This is a genomic window from Saccharopolyspora gloriosae (assembly GCF_014203325.1).
GTDB classification, from domain to species: Bacteria; Actinomycetota; Actinomycetes; order Mycobacteriales; family Pseudonocardiaceae; genus Saccharopolyspora_C; species Saccharopolyspora_C gloriosae.
The window spans coordinates 6,697,241-6,712,383 of sequence record NZ_JACHIV010000001.1 but is presented as its reverse complement, the minus strand read 5'-3'; the positions used below and the strand labels follow the sequence as shown (position 1 = coordinate 6,712,383).

13 protein-coding genes are annotated in these 15,143 nt (G+C 70.0%); 8 read left to right on the top strand and 5 right to left on the bottom strand.

The genetic code is table 11. The features are described from left to right. Nucleotides 1-47 precede the first annotated feature (47 nt). Nucleotides 48-2,162 carry a putative bifunctional diguanylate cyclase/phosphodiesterase gene (locus tag BJ969_RS29195; protein ID WP_343071660.1) on the bottom strand — a complete coding sequence of 705 codons (2,115 nt, stop codon included), beginning with the start codon at nt 2,160-2,162 and terminating at the stop codon, nt 48-50. Between the two features lie 587 nt (nt 2,163-2,749). On the opposite strand from BJ969_RS29195, the gene BJ969_RS29190 reads away from it, so the two are divergent. From BJ969_RS29190 to BJ969_RS29170, 5 genes are all read left to right on the top strand, one after another. Beyond that, complete coding sequence (locus BJ969_RS29190) at nt 2,750-3,475, top strand: lysozyme (protein WP_184484357.1); 726 nt, start codon at nt 2,750-2,752, stop codon at nt 3,473-3,475. A 123-nt stretch (nt 3,476-3,598) separates the two neighbouring features. Beyond that, nucleotides 3,599-4,747, top strand: a complete 1,149-nt coding sequence (locus tag BJ969_RS29185; protein ID WP_184484355.1) for a pentapeptide repeat-containing protein — start codon at nt 3,599-3,601, stop codon at nt 4,745-4,747. After that, nucleotides 4,740-5,696, top strand: a complete 957-nt coding sequence (locus tag BJ969_RS29180) for a pentapeptide repeat-containing protein (protein ID WP_184484353.1) — start codon at nt 4,740-4,742, stop codon at nt 5,694-5,696. Before BJ969_RS29185 ends, BJ969_RS29180 begins: the two co-directional genes overlap by 8 nt. 97 nt (nt 5,697-5,793) lie before the next feature. Further along, nucleotides 5,794-6,348 (top strand): TetR/AcrR family transcriptional regulator, encoded by a 555-nt coding sequence (locus tag BJ969_RS29175; protein WP_184486079.1) that lies wholly within the window; start codon nt 5,794-5,796, stop codon nt 6,346-6,348. Nucleotides 6,349-6,565: 217 nt separating this feature from the next. Next, complete coding sequence (locus BJ969_RS29170; protein WP_184484351.1) at nt 6,566-6,919, top strand: hypothetical protein; 354 nt, start codon at nt 6,566-6,568, stop codon at nt 6,917-6,919. A 68-nt stretch (nt 6,920-6,987) separates the two neighbouring features. Here BJ969_RS29170 and BJ969_RS29165 read toward each other — a convergent pair whose 3' ends face one another. After that, nucleotides 6,988-7,509, bottom strand: coding sequence for a DUF4232 domain-containing protein (locus BJ969_RS29165; protein WP_184484349.1), 522 nt, complete (start codon nt 7,507-7,509; stop codon nt 6,988-6,990). A 632-nt stretch (nt 7,510-8,141) separates the two neighbouring features. On the opposite strand from BJ969_RS29165, the gene BJ969_RS29160 reads away from it, so the two are divergent. Then, nucleotides 8,142-8,801: a hypothetical protein gene (locus BJ969_RS29160; RefSeq protein WP_184484347.1), complete on the top strand. Its 660-nt coding sequence runs from the start codon at nt 8,142-8,144 to the stop codon at nt 8,799-8,801. A gap of 244 nt (nt 8,802-9,045) precedes the next feature. On the opposite strand, the gene purL is transcribed toward BJ969_RS29160, so the two are convergent. From purL to purS, 3 genes are all read right to left on the bottom strand, one after another. Further along, entirely contained in the window at nt 9,046-11,316 is a 2,271-nt protein-coding gene (gene purL / locus BJ969_RS29155; protein ID WP_184486076.1) for a phosphoribosylformylglycinamidine synthase subunit PurL, read from the bottom strand. An 86-nt stretch (nt 11,317-11,402) separates the two neighbouring features. Beyond that, nucleotides 11,403-12,080, bottom strand: a complete 678-nt coding sequence (gene purQ / locus BJ969_RS29150; RefSeq protein ID WP_184484345.1) for a phosphoribosylformylglycinamidine synthase subunit PurQ — start codon at nt 12,078-12,080, stop codon at nt 11,403-11,405. 136 nt (nt 12,081-12,216) lie between these two features. Further along, nucleotides 12,217-12,456 (bottom strand): phosphoribosylformylglycinamidine synthase subunit PurS, encoded by a 240-nt coding sequence (gene purS, locus BJ969_RS29145; RefSeq protein ID WP_184484343.1) that lies wholly within the window; start codon nt 12,454-12,456, stop codon nt 12,217-12,219. Nucleotides 12,457-13,159: 703 nt separating this feature from the next. Between purS and BJ969_RS29140 the strand changes: the two genes are divergently transcribed. Together BJ969_RS29140 and BJ969_RS29135 are read left to right on the top strand one after the other, a co-directional pair. Continuing rightward, nucleotides 13,160-14,392 (top strand): NAD-dependent epimerase/dehydratase family protein, encoded by a 1,233-nt coding sequence (locus BJ969_RS29140; RefSeq protein WP_343071658.1) that lies wholly within the window; start codon nt 13,160-13,162, stop codon nt 14,390-14,392. 95 nt (nt 14,393-14,487) lie between these two features. Next, the gene (locus BJ969_RS29135; protein ID WP_184484341.1) at nt 14,488-15,123 is read left to right on the top strand and encodes an MBL fold metallo-hydrolase; all 636 of its coding nucleotides are present in this window, start codon (nt 14,488-14,490) and stop codon (nt 15,121-15,123) included. The last annotated feature ends 20 nt before the right edge of the window (nt 15,124-15,143 follow it).

Here is a 15,143-nt window from a genome sequence, read left to right as displayed (position 1 = left end):
GCACAGGTGAACGGACAGTTCGGACCGAAGTGGACGGTGGCGGTCCGTCAGCCGACGTGGTCGGCGATGAAGGCGCGGATGCGCTCCGGCGAGCAGGGGCGGGCGAAGAAGTAGCCCTGCCCGGTCTCGCACCCGATCTCCGCCATCCGGCGGGCCTGGGCGTGGGTCTCGACGCCTTCGGCGGTGACGGTCAGCCCGAGCGTGTGCGCGAGGTCGACGAGGGTGCCGACGATGCGGGCGTCGACCGGGTCGGCCTTCTCCGGGTCGCGCAGCCCGTGCATGAACGACCCGGCGATCTTCAGCTCGTGCACCGGCAGGTGCCGCAGGTAGGCGAGGTTCGAGTAGCCGGTCCCGAAGTCGTCGATGGCGATGCGCACGCCCATCTTCGTGAGCGCCCACAGGGTTTCGATGGGCTCGTCGGCCGTGCCCATCACGGCGCTCTCGGTGAGTTCGAGCTGCAACCTGGACGGGTCGAGGTCCGTTTCGCGCAGGATCGTCTCGACGTCGGCGACGAGGTTCGGGTCGCGCGATTGGCGGACCGCGAGGTTGACGCTGACGAACGGGGCGGCGTCGCCGAACTCGTCCTGCCACTGCTTGGCCTGCCTGCACGCCTGGCGCAGCACCCAGCGGCCGAGCGGAACGATCAGCCCGGTCTCCTCGGCCAGCGAGATGAACCGGTCCGGTCCGAGCCTGCCGAGGTCCGGGTGCCACCAGCGGGCGAGGGCTTCGACGCCGACGACGCCGAACTCGCGCAGGCCCACCAGCGGCTGGTACTCGACGAAGAACTCCTCGCGTTCCAGCGCGGCGGGCATGGTGGCCGACAGCCGGTACTGCGCGACCTCGGTGGCGTTGCGGTCCGGGTCGAACAGCGCCCAGCGGCCCTTGCCCTCGGCTTTGGCCCAGTACAGCGTCACGTCGGCGTCGCGCATGAGTTCCGCGGCGCTCTGGCCGTGCACCTCGCGTTCGACGATGCCGATGCTGGCGGAGACCGACAGCTCGTGACCGCCGATGCGGATGGGCTCGATGAGCGTGTCGAGGATTTCGTCGGCGATCTCGATGGCCTGCTCGGTGCTGGGCGAGTCCTCGATCAGGATGACGAACTCGTCGCCGCCCATCCGCGCCACCAGCCGGTCCTCGCCGTGCACGGACAGCGCGAGCCGCTCGGACACGGCCACGAGCAGGTCGTCACCGACGTGGTGGCCGAGGCTGTCATTGATGACCTTGAACCCGTCGAGGTCCATGTAGCACAGCGCGACCCGGTCGCCCTGCTGCCGCGAACGCATCGCGGAGGTGAGGCGTTCCATGAACAGCGCCCGGTTCGGCAGCCCGGTCAGCGGGTCGTGCATGGCCTGGTGGCGCAGCCGGTCCTGCAGCAGCTTGCGCTCGGTGACGTCTTCGACCATGGCGACCTGGTACAGCGGCATGCCGTCCTCGCCGCGCACCAGGGAGACGATGACCTCGGTCCAGGCTCGTCCGCCGTCGGGGCGGGTGAACTGCTTCTCGACGCGGTACTGGTCGCGTTCGCCGCGCACGAGTTCCTCGTAGAGCCGCCAGAAGCCCTCGGAGTCCGCGGGGTGCAACCAGTCGTGCATGGTCATCCGCCGGAGCTCGTCGGTGGGGCGCCCGAGGATGCGCCGCAGCGAGGAGTTCACCTCCAGCACCTGCCCGGCCATGTCCGCGATGCAGATGCCGATGGCGGCTTCGGCGAAGATCGCCCGGAACCGCGCTTCGCTGGTGCGCAGGGCCTGTTCGACGGCGTCGCGGGCGTCGAGCACGGCCTGCCGGATGGCTTCCTGCTCGTCGAGGGTGCGCTTGCGGGCGGCCTGCACGAACCCGGTGCACACGGAGCCCTGCAGCGCGGCGATGCGCCGCCGCCAGCCGGGGCCTTCGTCGAGGTGCAGGACGTCGAGGAATTCGTCGCCGATGAGGTCGATGGTGCGGGCCAGCGAGTCGGCGCTGGTGAAGTGCACGGCGACGAGGTCGTCGCCGACGTCGTGGCCGGGTGCCGGGTCGAACGGGTCGGACAGCAGCGCTTCCACCAGCCGGTCGGTGTAGCCGAGCAGCCTGCCTTCGACTTCCGCGCTGGTCATGGGGACGTAGCTGGTGCCCATCAAGGCCTGGGCCCAGACCGCTGCGAATCGCCTGCGGTCGGTTCTGCTCACCGCCGGCTCCGTCTCCTGAGCGCTGGGAACCGGTGTGGTCCACCCCGTCATGCCCGTGGCGCCCCTCCACTCGATTCGTCCTCGGCTCGCCCTCTGGCCCCTGCCCTGGTCCGGCCTGCCCTGGTGGATCGGGTCGTTCGGAGCATACGACCGGTGTCGCTGAGAGGTCGAACCCGTACTTCCGCCCACCCAGGGTAGCCATTCGTGTCGAACCGGCAGGCCAGTAGCCCCTGCGCTGGGACGGCCGTCGCGCCCGATTCACCCGACGGTCGAGTGCGGGAAGTCCAAAACATGCGGATTCCCCTCACCGCGGCTGAGATGTCGCTCGACGTGGTCGTGCGGTCCGGATTGCGCCATTCCGGTTAATTGCCTACTTCTGCGCTGCCGGGAACGGGACGAGCTCGCCAGAATTTTCGAGCCGGGGACCGTTCCGGCTCCGACTCCCCCGAGAGGCCCCTTCGATGACGCATTCGAGTGGACGCGCTCGCACGCGCGGGCTCATCTGCCTACTCTCGATCACCTGGGCGTGCACGCTGTTGACGTTCCCCGCGCACGCAGGCACATCCCCTCTCCGAATGGAGCAAGCGATGAGCTCCGAGGTGAACGACCCGAATCCGGACACCGACCACGCGATGGGCTCGCAGATCCGCAAGCACGAGGGCGGCGGCGAACCCCGCACCGCGCCCGAGAAGTCGCCGCTGGCCACCGTCGAGGGCATCGACGTCAGCGGGCACCAGGGCAACGTCGACTGGCCCGCCCACTGGAACCAGGGCAAGCGGTTCACCTTCGTCAAGGCGACCGAGGGCACCACCTACCGGAACCCGTACTTCGCGCAGCAGTACAACGGTTCCTACGACGTCGGCATGATCCGCGGCGCGTACCACTTCGCGCTGCCGGACGTCTCCAGCGGAGCGGCGCAGGCGAACTTCTTCGTGGACCACGGCGGCGGCTGGTCCCCGGACGGCAAGACGCTGCCGGGCGCGCTGGACATGGAGTACAACCCGTACGGCGACACCTGCTACGGGCATTCGCCGGGCTCCATGACCGGGTGGATCAAGGACTTCAGCGACACGTACTTCCACCGCACCGGCCGCTACCCGGTGATCTACACCAGCACCAACTGGTGGAACCAGTGCGCGAACGGCGACTTCAGCTCGACGAGTCCGCTGTGGATCGCGCGGTACTCGAGCAGCGTGGGGCCGCTGCCCTACAACTGGGGTTTCCACACGTTCTGGCAGTACAGCTCGACGCCGATCGACCAGAACGCGTTCAACGGCGGCTACGAGCAGCTGCAGGCCATCGCCCGCGGCTGACCGCTCGCCCCGACGCGCCCCATCCGTCCCGCTCGTGCCGGGACGGATGGGGCGTTCGTCGTGCGGGGGCCGAGTCGCCGGATCCGCACCGCCGACGGGCATCGAGCTGCGATGATCACTCGCATGGGTGAGGTCGACGCTCGTTCCGGGGCGCCGGCGCGGCGGGAGCGCCGCGCGGGGCTGGTGCTGACCATCTCGCTGGCCGTGGTGGTGCTGGCGGCGACGAGCACCGGGCTGCTGCTGTTCGACCAGCGCAGCACCGGCGCGGACGCGCTGCGCACCGGCGGGCTCGCCGCCGGGTCCGTCGTCGCGCTCTACGCGCTGTGGCTCAACGACCGGCGCCGCCGCGTCGAGGAGCGCCGCCAGGAATTGGACCAGCGGCGCCAAGAGCTCGACCAGGAGCGCTACGACCTGGAGCGCAGGCGCCAGGAGCTGGAGGACCGGCGCACCGATCACGACCGGGACCGCGCCGACGACGAGCGCTTCGCCAGGGCGGTGGAACTGCTCGGGCACGAGGCGGATCAGGTTCGGGTGGGCGCGATGCACGCGCTCGCGGGCCTGGCGCGCAGCCGCCCGTACTACACGCAGACCGTGCTGGACGTGCTGTGCTCCTACCTGCGCCGCCCGTTCGACCATCCGAAGTGGACGCTGCCGGAGCTGCTGCCCGCGGGCGAGCCGCCGTCGATCGCTCCCGAGCTGGAGCGGGAGCGGCACGCGCGGCAGACCGCGCAGCGCCTGATCATCGAGCTGCTGCCGACGCGGGACGACCCGAATCCGCCGATCTACGACCTCGATCTGACCCGCGCCTGGCTGGAGCGGTTCAACTTGGCGGACCGCGTGGTGGGCCGGATCGCGGCCTACCGCTGCCGGTTCCGGCACACCACGAACTTCAGCAGCGCGGTGTTCCACGGCAGCGTGCACTTCCGGGATTCGGTGTTCCTGGGCCGGATCAGGGCGACCGGCGCGGAGTTCCACCGCACCGTGGAGCTGCGCGGGATCCGGACGCTGGAGCCGTGCGACTTCGACCGCGCGTGGTTCGCGCGGAACGCGGACCTCAAGCGGATGAGCTGCGCGAGCTCGTGGTTCGCGCGGGACGTCGAGTTCGGCGGCGAGCTGGACCTGCGTTCGGCGCGGCTGGACGGCGGCATCCAGCTGCGGCTGCGCGCCCCGGCGCCCAAGGCGCTGCTGGACGATCTGCTGGTCGCCGACGGTTCCACCCTCCCCGCGGAGTGGGATTCCGCCGCAGCGCGCCAGGTACAGCCCCATGCGTAGGTACGGGCTGGCCGCGACGATCGCGCTCGCGGCGCTGGCGCTGTTCGGCGTGAGCGCGGCGCTGCCGGTGTTCGACGGCCGGGTCAACGGCGCCGACGCGCTGCGCACCGGCGGTCTGGCGGCGGGTTCGGTGGTGGCGCTCTACGCGCTGTGGCTCAACGACCGGCGCCGCCGCGTCGAGGAACGGCGCCAGGAGCTGGAGGGCGACCGCACCGAGCTCGACCGGGAGCGCATCGCCGACGAGCGCTTCGCCCGCGCCGTGGAACTGCTCGGCCACGAGGCGGATCAGGTGCGGGTGGGCGCGCTGCACGCCTTGGCGGGGCTGGCCCGCAGCTCGCCCGGCCACACCCAGACGGTGCTCGACGTGCTGTGCTCCTACCTGCGGCGGCCGTTCGCGCATCCGCGCTACGACGGCGGTGAGTGGGAGCGCGACGAGCGCAACGCGGCGGACCGCGAGCTCCAGGTGCGGCTGACGGCGCAGCGGCTCGTCACCGACCTGCTCCCGGAGGCGGCGCCGGACGCTCCCGCCTACGACCTGGACTTCACGAACGCGACGCTGGAGTACTTCGACCTCTCCGGCCGCCGGATCGGGACGCTGGTGGCGCGCTACGCGCGGCTGTTCCACGACAACAACCTGAGCCGGTGCGAGGTGCTGGGCCCGGTGTGGATGACCGCTGCCTCCACCCACGCGGGCGGCCGGTTTCGCTGCCGGGACGCGGTGTTCCGCGGCAGGGCCCAGTTCGCCGGGGTCGAGTTCGGCGGACCGGTGGTGTTCGACCGCTCGGTCTTCCACGGCGTGGCGAACTTCCGGGGTGCGGCGCTGCATTCGCAGGTGAGCTTCGCGGGCTGCCGCTTCGAGGGCGTGGCGAAGTTCGCCGAGGTCACCTGCGCCGACGCCGACCTGGACGCGCTGCTGGGCGAAGCCGCCGTCGTGTCCGAACGGGAGTAGCCGCGCTGAGCTTGGCGGTTCCGGGCTCTGCCACCATGGGAAGCGGAACAGCGCTCCGGCGGCGCTGGGAGGGAGCGGCGCGGTGGACGAGGGCACGATGCGGCCGAAGCGGGCGGACGCGCGGCGCAACGAGCGGACGCTGCTCGACGCCGCCGCCGCGGTCTTCGTCGCCTCCGGTGTGGACGCCCCGGTGCGCGACGTCGCGGCGGCGGCGGGTGTCGGCGTGGGCACGATCTACCGCCACTTCCCGACGCGCGCGGACCTGATCATCGCCGTGTACCGGCACCAGGTCGATGCCTGCGCGGAAGCGGGCCCGGAACTGCTGGCGAGCAGCGCGACCCCGTACGAGGCGCTGCGGCGGTGGATCGAGAAGTTCGTGGACTTCCTGGTCACCAAGCACGGGCTGGCGCACGCGATGCGCTCCGACAACGCGGGTTTCGACGCGCTGCACGCGTACTTCCTGGATCGGCTGGTGCCGGTGTGCGCCGAGCTGATCGCCGCCGCCGAGGCAGCCGGGGAGGTCCGCTCCGACGTGCGGGCTCTGGAGCTCATGCGCGGCGTCGGGAACCTCTGCATCGGCGCGGGCACCGATCCGCGCTACGACGCGCGCCACGTGGTGGGCCTGCTCGTCGACGGGCTCCGCCGGATCTGAACACCGGCGCGCGAGCATCTCACCAGGTCAGCGCATTGTGCGCATTGTTCGCGGCGCGGGCGGGTCATTGGCCCGCGGCCAAGGATCGACCGCGCCCAATGTTGGCTGGAAGCGCGGCTGCCGCGGTGCCTAGCGTCGTCGTCGAGCGGTGCTCCGGGGGTGGAGCGCCGTTGATGACACGGCCGGTAGGGATCGGCCCGAACTGGGAGGACATCTCATGCGCTCGAAGGCTTTCCGCCTCGTCACCGGAACCACCGCGGCCACCGCCGCCTGCATGGCGCTGCTCGTCGCGCCCGCCTCGGCCGCTCCGGACGTGACCACCAAGGCCGACCACAGCTACTCGGTGACGTGCAAGGGCGGCAAGGCGAACCTGTCCTGGTCGACCGGCACCATCAACACCCGCGTGTACTTCAACAACCACTGCTCGACGACGGCGAAGGTCTCGGTGCAGCTGGCCGACGCGGAGAACACCTGGCTGGAGTGCCTGTCGATGCCGGCAGGCAAGAAGAGCAGCAAGGAGTTCAACCACGGCCTCAGCGGCTCCATCCAGAAGATGATCAAGGGCTGCTGATCCGCTTGAAAGCCCCGTTCGCCCGAGCGGATCGGGCGAACGGGGCTTTCACCTCGCGCAGGGGCGCGTCACTCGGCGGCGCTCTGGCTGATGGGGGTGGCGATCAGCACGTCGCCCTTGATGGGCTCACCGGCGGGCCAGGCGGCGACCTCGTGCGCGGCCGGGCCGTCCGGGATGCCGGGGAGGTTGAACTCGACGGTGGTGGGCACGGCCGGGTTGGCCGGGGCGTCGACCTTCTGCGCGATCCGGGAGATCCCGAACAGGCTCCCGTCCACGTTCACGGGCTCGTTCGGGCCGTGGTCAACCTGCACCTCGACGCCCTTGATCTTGTCCGCGCCGTCGAAGAAGGCGAAGTCGGCGGAGCCGCCTTCCAGCTTGCAGTTGGTCTCGGGGGTCGCGGCGGTGTACTTGACCAGGAACGCCTCGTACTCGCCCGGGTCGGCGAGGTCCCTGGTCACCTCGATGTTCACGTCGTCGCTGGTGCACAGGGTGTCGCTGGGGTTGGCCAGCGCGGAACCGGCGGTCAGGCCGGACAGGCCGAGCGCGACGCCCGCGACGGCGGTGGCGGCGAGGGTGCGGGTGAGCTTCATGGTCTGCCTCCTGGCTCGATCGGACTTCTTGACCCACAAGACGTCCGCGCGCCGCGCAGGATGCTCGGCTATGCGATGAACCACAGCGGCGCAACGTCGGCCGCTCAGCGACGTCGTACCCGCGCACACCGGCGCGCGGGGGGCACGTCGGCGTGGGAGCGGGGGCGCACCGGGTGTGGGCGGCGCGCCCCCGCTCGGCCTCCCGCGCGCGTTCCGCCGGGTCGGGGTACCGACGTCGCGGCAGCGGGAGGCCGTTCCGCGCTCCCCAACACCTTGCGATCATGGCGTACCACGTTTGTAATACAGTGGTGAGGTGTTCCGGGGAGTCAAAGACAGCGACTGGTCAGCGGACCACATCGCACGTCACGGGGTTACGCTCCGCGAAGTACGAGAAGCGATCCTGGAGCGCCCTCACGCCGCGCGAACCGGACGCGAGGGCACTCGTCACCTGTACGGGCGCACGTACGCAGGCCGATACCTGTTCGTGGTCGCTACTCAAGACACGGCCGACCCGAGCCTTGCTTTCATCATCACCGCTAGGGACATGGACGCCAAGGAAAAGAAGATTTTCCAGCGTGAGGCGCGATAACAGCACCCCGCCCTTCGTAACCCAACCGGAGGGGTTGACCATAATGAATGACACCAACAACAACGCCGATCACTTCACCGAGAGTGGCGAGAGGATTCCATTCCCGCTCGAAAAGCTGGAACGTCTCGCTGCTTTCTATGACGATCATGATACTAGCGACGAGATGGAGCAAGGTCTTGAGTGGGAAGATCCAAGGCCTATGGTATCCACATCTTTGCGACTCCCTCGAGAACTAAAGGAGTCCCTCCAGGAGATCGCCAAGAAGAACGGCGACAGATACACTTCCCTCGTGCGAAAAATACTTGAGTCAGCAGTAGAGAATCCAAACTCCACGACCAAGACGAGCACATCGAACGACGTCGAAAAGCGCCTGACCTCCCTCGAGAAGAAGCTAGACATCATAATTGAAGGCATGGACCATTCAGGCTCGTTTCAGACGGCCCGGGTAAATGATCTATCTCGCGAACTGCGACAAGTACCGCATAGCACGCGAAGCGCCAACCCACTACTGTCGAGCGCCGGCCGCGCAGATCCCGACTTCCACGAGCGCATTCGCGAGGCCGCAGATTCCATGGCGATCACTGGAGCACTAGATAACTTCCCACTAAGCCGCCGCGACGAAAGAATGTGCAACGCGGGCGACAACTCCACGATTAGCGACACCGAAGAGTCAAGGGAGGATTCGTCGCATAGCAGGTGTTGACGCAGGTTCTACACCCTTGCCCGAACAAGTCAGCGCCTGGCACCGGCCGCCGCCCGATCGGCGGCGGCGTCGTACGAGCGCGGAGAAATCTGGCAGGACGCAGAATCCATCGGACAGAAGTTGCAACGAACACGGGAAGCCGAACATATCAACCCAACGGCTTTCGATACCCCACCGAGCGAGCGACGGAAAACGGCCCGTTCTCCCGCCGGTGCGGTGAGAACGGGCCGTTTCCGTTGGTGCGTCAGCCGAACAGGGCCGGGAGGGTGCCCTCCCAGGCCGCGCGGAGCTCCGTCAGCGGGATGTCGGCGATGTCCTGGATGTCCAGGCTCGACGAACCCGCGTCGGCCACGCCGACCTTCGCGCAGGGCAGCTCCCGCGCCGCGCACATCTCGGTGAACCGCAGCTCCTCGCTGCGCGGCACCGCCACCAGCACGCGCCCCGAGGACTCCGAGAACAGCGCCACGAACGGGTCCGCGCCCTCGGGCAGGATCACGCGGGCACCGCACTCACCGATCAGCGCGGTCTCCACCAGCGCCTGCGCCAGCCCGCCCTCGGACAGGTCGTGCGCGGCGGAGATCATGCCGTCGCGGGAACCGGCGAGCAGCACGTCCGCGAGCAGCTTCTCCCGCGCCAGGTCGACCTTCGGCGGGGTGCCGCCGAGGTGGCCGTGCGCGACGCGCGCCCACTCCGAGCCGCCGAACTCCTCGCGGGTGTCCCCGAGCAGCAGCAGCGTCTCGCCCTCCTCGCCCCCGATGCCGGTGGGGATGCGACGGGTCACGTCGTCGATCGTGCCCAGCACGCCCACCACCGGAGTCGGCAGGATCGGCTGGCTGCCGGTCTGGTTGTAGAAGCTGACGTTGCCGCCCGTCACCGGGATGCCCAGCTCCACGCACGCGTCGGCGAGACCGCGCACCGCCTGCTGGAACTGCCACATCACGCCCGGGTCCTCCGGCGAACCGAAGTTCAGGCAGTTCGTCACCGCCATCGGGGTCGCGCCGGTCACCGCGACGTTGCGGTACGCCTCCGCCAGCGCCAGCTGCGCGCCCGCGTACGGGTCCAGCCGCGTGTAGCGGGCGTTGCAGTCCGTGGCGATGGCGACGCCGCGGCCCGTCTCCTCGTCGATGCGCAGCACACCGCCGTCCGACGGCTGCGCGAGCACCGTGTTGCCCCGCACGTACCTGTCGTACTGGTCGGTGACCCACTCGCGGGAGCACAGGTTCGGCGAGGCCGCCATCTTCAGCACCGTGTCCCGCAGCTCGTCTGCGGTGGACGGGCGGGCGAGGGTGTTCGCGTTGTCCGCGGCGATCAGGTCCTGCTCACCGGGGCGCTGCACCGGGCGCTCGTAGACCGGGCCCTCGTGGGCGACGGTGCGCGGCGGCACGTCCACGACGAGCTCGTCGTGCCAGTAGATCTCCAGGTTGTCCCCGTCGGTGACCTCGCCGATCACCGTGGCCAGGGCGTCCCACTTCTCGCAGACCTTCATGAAGGCGTCCACGTCCTCCGGACGCACGACGGCGCACATGCGCTCCTGCGACTCGCTGGAGAGCACCTCCGCCGGGTTCATGCCCTCCGCGCGCAGCGGCACCAGGTCCAGGTCGACGCGCATGCCGCCGTCACCGGCCGACGCCAGCTCGGAGGTCGCGCAGGACAGGCCCGCGCCGCCCAAGTCCTGGATGCCCACGACCAGGCCCGAGTGGTACAGCTCCAGGCAGCACTCGATGAGGACCTTCTCGGTGAACGGGTCGCCGACCTGCACGCTCGGGAGCTTCTTGCGACCAGTCCCGCCTTCGGCGTCGTCGAAGGTCTCCGAAGCCAGCACGGACACGCCGCCGATGCCGTCGAGACCGGTGCGCGCACCGAACAGGATGATCTTGTTGCCCGTGCCGCTGGCGTGCGCCAGGTGCAGGTCCTCGGTCTTCATCACGCCGACGCACATGGCGTTGACCAGCGGATTGCCCGCGTAGGACTCGTCGAAGACGACCTCGCCGCCGATGTTCGGCAGGCCCAGGCAGTTGCCGTAGCCGCCGACGCCCGCGACCACGCCGGGCAGCACCCGGCGGGTGTCCGGGGCGTCCGCCGGGCCGAAGCGCAGCGGGTCCGCCACCGCGACCGGCCGAGCGCCCATCGCCATGATGTCGCGGACGATGCCGCCGACGCCCGTGGCCGCGCCCTGGTAGGGCTCCACGTACGACGGGTGGTTGTGCGATTCCAGCTTGAACGTGACGGCCCAGCCGTCACCGATGTCGACCACACCGGCGTTCTCGCCGATGCCCGCCAGCATCTTCTCCCGCATCTCCGGCGTCGTGGTCTCGCCGAAGTACTTCAGGTGCACCTTCGAGGACTTGTACGAGCAGTGCTCGCTCCACATCACCGAGTACATCGCCAGTTCGGCGTCGGTGGGGCGGCGGCCCAGGATCTCGCGGATGCGCTGGTACTCGTCGTCCTTCAAGCCGAGTTCGCGGTACGGCTGGTCGAGCTCCGGGGAGGACTTCGCGATGCCCACGGTGTCCAGTTCCGGGCGCTCGGCGACCGGGTCGCTCTCCGGCCCGTCGGCGACGGCGCTCACCGCCGCCGCGGTCGCGTCTTCGGGGTTGTTGCTCACGCTGCCACCAGTACGTCGAGAACGGACAGGAACATGCCGAGGCCGTCGTCGGTGGGCCCGGTCAGCGGGTCGATGGCGTGCTCGGGGTGCGGCATGAGGCCCGCGACCCGGCCTCGGGCGTCGGTGATGCCCGCGATCCCGCGCAGCGACCCGTTCGGGTCGTCCCCGGCGTAGCGGAACAGCACGCGGCCTTCGCCTTCGAGCTCGTCGAGCACGGCCGCGTCGGCCATGTAGGCGCCCTCACCGGACTTCAGCGGCACCAGCAGCTCGGCGCCCGCGTCGTAGCGGGACGTCCACGCGGAGGTGTTGTTCTCCACCTTCAGCCACTGGTCGCGGCACACGAAGTGCAGCGCCGAGTTGCGGGTCAGCGCACCCGGCAGCAGGCCTGCCTCGCAGAGGATCTGGAAGCCGTTGCAGATGCCGAGCACCGGCATGCCCTGCCCGGCGGCGCGCACCACCTCGCCCATCACCGGGGCGAACTTCGCGATGGCGCCGCAGCGCAGGTAGTCCCCGTAGGAGAACCCGCCGGGCACGATCACCGCGTCCACGCCGCGCAGGTCCGCGTCGGCGTGCCACAGCGGGACCGCTTCGGCACCGGCCCGGCGCGCGGCACGCTGGGCGTCCACGTCATCGAGCGTGCCGGGGAAGGTGATGACACCGATCTTCGCGCTCATGCCGGTACCGCCTCTCCGCGAGTCGCAGTGGTGGTTGCGCCCGGCCGGACCTCGCGTGTCGCGGTTTCTCGTGGCCGGCTTGCGTCACGTTCCCCTGAGGCGCGGTTGCGCAGGGCTGAAGTGGGCCCGAAATCGCTCATGCTTCCACCCTGCGGACGGCGAAGTCCTCGATCACGGGGTTGGCGAGCAGCGTTTCGGCGATCTGGGCGAGCGTGGCGTCGTCGACGTCGTCGGCGACCTCCAGCTCGAACCGCTTCCCCTGGCGGACTTCGGAGATGCCCGCGAAACCGAGCCGGGGCAGCGCGGTGGCCACCGCCTGACCCTGCGGATCGAGGATCTCCTGCTTGGGCATGACGTCGACGACGACTCGGGCCACGGGCGATGCTCCCGGATTCGTGCAGATCCAGCTGCTCCGTGCAGAGCAGCGATGGATGTCCAGCAGTACCTGCAAAGGGTAACTGAGCTGCGGGTTCGCCCTCGCAGACAGGTGCACCGGAAGCGCCGTGCGCCACACCCCGGACCGCGCAGGCGCGTGGTCAGGCGGGCGCGCGGGTGCCGCGCGCCCGCGCCTGACCCGATCGGGCGATGCGCGGATAAATGGGGTCCAGCATTTTGAGTAGCGCTACTCAGCCGAATTCAGCACGATTATCCGGAACGCTTTTCGGCGCTGTGTCCTCGCACACTTCTCCCCGATTTCGCGGAACATTCACCGGGGTTCGCACGTCTTACACGTAGCAGCCGAAAACACCGCCGCCACGATCCACGGCCACCGCACCCGACGAACCACGGACGGCGGACCGAGACGCCGACGCCCGACCACTCACCAGGCACGAACCACCAGCTCCCGGCCTCGCGCTCGAACAGGCCGGGCAGATCCGCCACCGCAGGCGCGCGACCTCCCCCTTCCGCGCGACGCGGGGCGGCGGGGATTCCGCCCACCCCCCGGCGGAATCTCCGGAACGCTTCTCGTTGCGCCGCACTCCCCCCAGCAGCGGCGCAACGAGAAGCCCCCGACCACCATTTTTCCGCTCCCAGCGATACGTGTATCCCCGGTCTCACCCGAATGGCAGTCTCGAATCATGAAAATGCTGATTCTGGGCGGCACGCTATTCCTCTCCCGCGAAGTGGCGGCGACGGCCGTGCACCGCGGCCACGACGTGACCTGCGCCGCGCGCGGCACCAGCGGAACGGTCCCGGCCGGTGCCGCGCTGGTCCCCGTCGACCGGGACGATCCCGGCGGGCTGCGCGAACTCGCCGGGGAACGCTTCGACTCGGTCGTCGACGTCGCCACCATGTCGCTGCCCTGGGTGGCGCGGGCGCTGGCGGCGTTCGGCGCGGGCACCGCGCACTGGACCTTCGTGTCCTCCATCAACGTCTACACGGACACCGAGACGCCCGGCCGGAGCACGGACGCCGACCTGCTGGCACCGCTGGAAGTGGTCGAGCCCGGCACCGACCCGGTCACCGCTTACGGCGGGACCAAGGTGGCCTGCGAGGACGCGGTGCGCGCCGCCCTCGGCGATCGGGCGTTCCTCGTGCGCCCCGGGCTGATCACCGGGCCCGGCGACGTCAAGGACCGCTTCGGGTACTGGGTGAACCGGATCAGCCGCGGCGGTCGCATCCCGGTACCGCCGCGCGAGCAGCCGATCCAGCACATCGACGTGCGCGACCTCGCCGACTGGATCGTGCTGGCCGCCGAAACCGGCCTGACCGGCACCTTCGACGGCATCGCGCCCGTCACCGACCTCGGCTCCCTGCTCGACGGGATCGCCGCGGCCGTCGCGCCGCCCGGCACCGATTTCGTGCCGGTCGACGCCGCGGCGCTGGACGCGGCGGGCGTCGCGCGCTGGGCCGGGCCGGACTCCTTCCCGCTGTGGGCCCCGGCGACGCACCACGGCTTCGTCAGCCGCGACGCCGCGCCCTCGCTCGCCGCCGGGCTGCGGATCAGACCGCTCGGCGACACCGCCCGCGCGGCGCTGGAAACCGAACGCGCGCTGGGGTTCGACCGGCCGCGCGAAGCCGGGCTCAGCACGGCGACCGAGGCCGCGCTGCTGCGAAGACGAGGCGCGGGCAACGCCCCCCCCCCCCCCCCCCCCCCCCCGCTGACGGGCCCCGACCACCTGTCTTTGATCTTGCCCTTCCAGGTGAGCGCGGTCGTCGGTCGTTGTCCTGTCAGCGGCGAAGCCGCTGAGCAGCGACCACCAGAGCAGGCCGACCACCGGCGGGTTCTCAGCGTTCTTCTCGCGAGGACAGCTTTTTCCCTCGTGGCGGAGCCACTCGGGAAAAAGATCCCGCAGCGAGAAGAACGCTGAGGTTCCGCCACCCGACCCACTACTCAAGCCGAGACCAAAGACAGGGCTCTGAGACGCTGGGGGCCGGACCTGATGCAGCCTAGAGAGGCGAGCCGATGCAGATCACTCACTTCGGACACGCGTGCGTGCTGGTGGACACCGGCCGAGCCCGCCTGCTGATCGACCCCGGCGCCTTCTCCCAGGGGTTCGAGGACGTGCGGGACCTGGACGCCGTGCTCATCACGCACCAGCACTTCGACCACTACGACGCCGACCGGCTGCCCGGCCTGCTCGACGACAACCCGGACGCGCGGCTCATCACCGACCCGTCCACGGTGGGGATCCTCGCCGAGAAGGGCTTCCAGCCGGAGACCGCGCGCCCCGGTGACGCGTTCGAGCTGGGCGGCTCCGCCGTGAACGTCGTCGGCGGGCAGCACGCCGTGATCCACCCCGACATCCCGGTCATCGACAACATCGGCCTGCTCGTCGATCACGGCGGCTTCTACCACCCCGGCGACTCGTTCCACGTGCCCGAGCAGCGGATCGACGTGCTGGGCCTGCCGACCGGGGCGCCGTGGCTGAAGCTCTCGGAGGCCGTGGACTTCCTGCGCGCCGTGAGCCCTCGCGTCGCGGTGCCGATCCACGAAGCGGTGCTGGCCTCGCCCGCCATGCACTACGGGATGTTCGAGCAGCTCGGGCCGCAGGGCACCGACGTCGCGGTGCTGGACCGCGCGGCGGCGACCTCGCTGTGAGCCCCAGGTGAACGGACCGT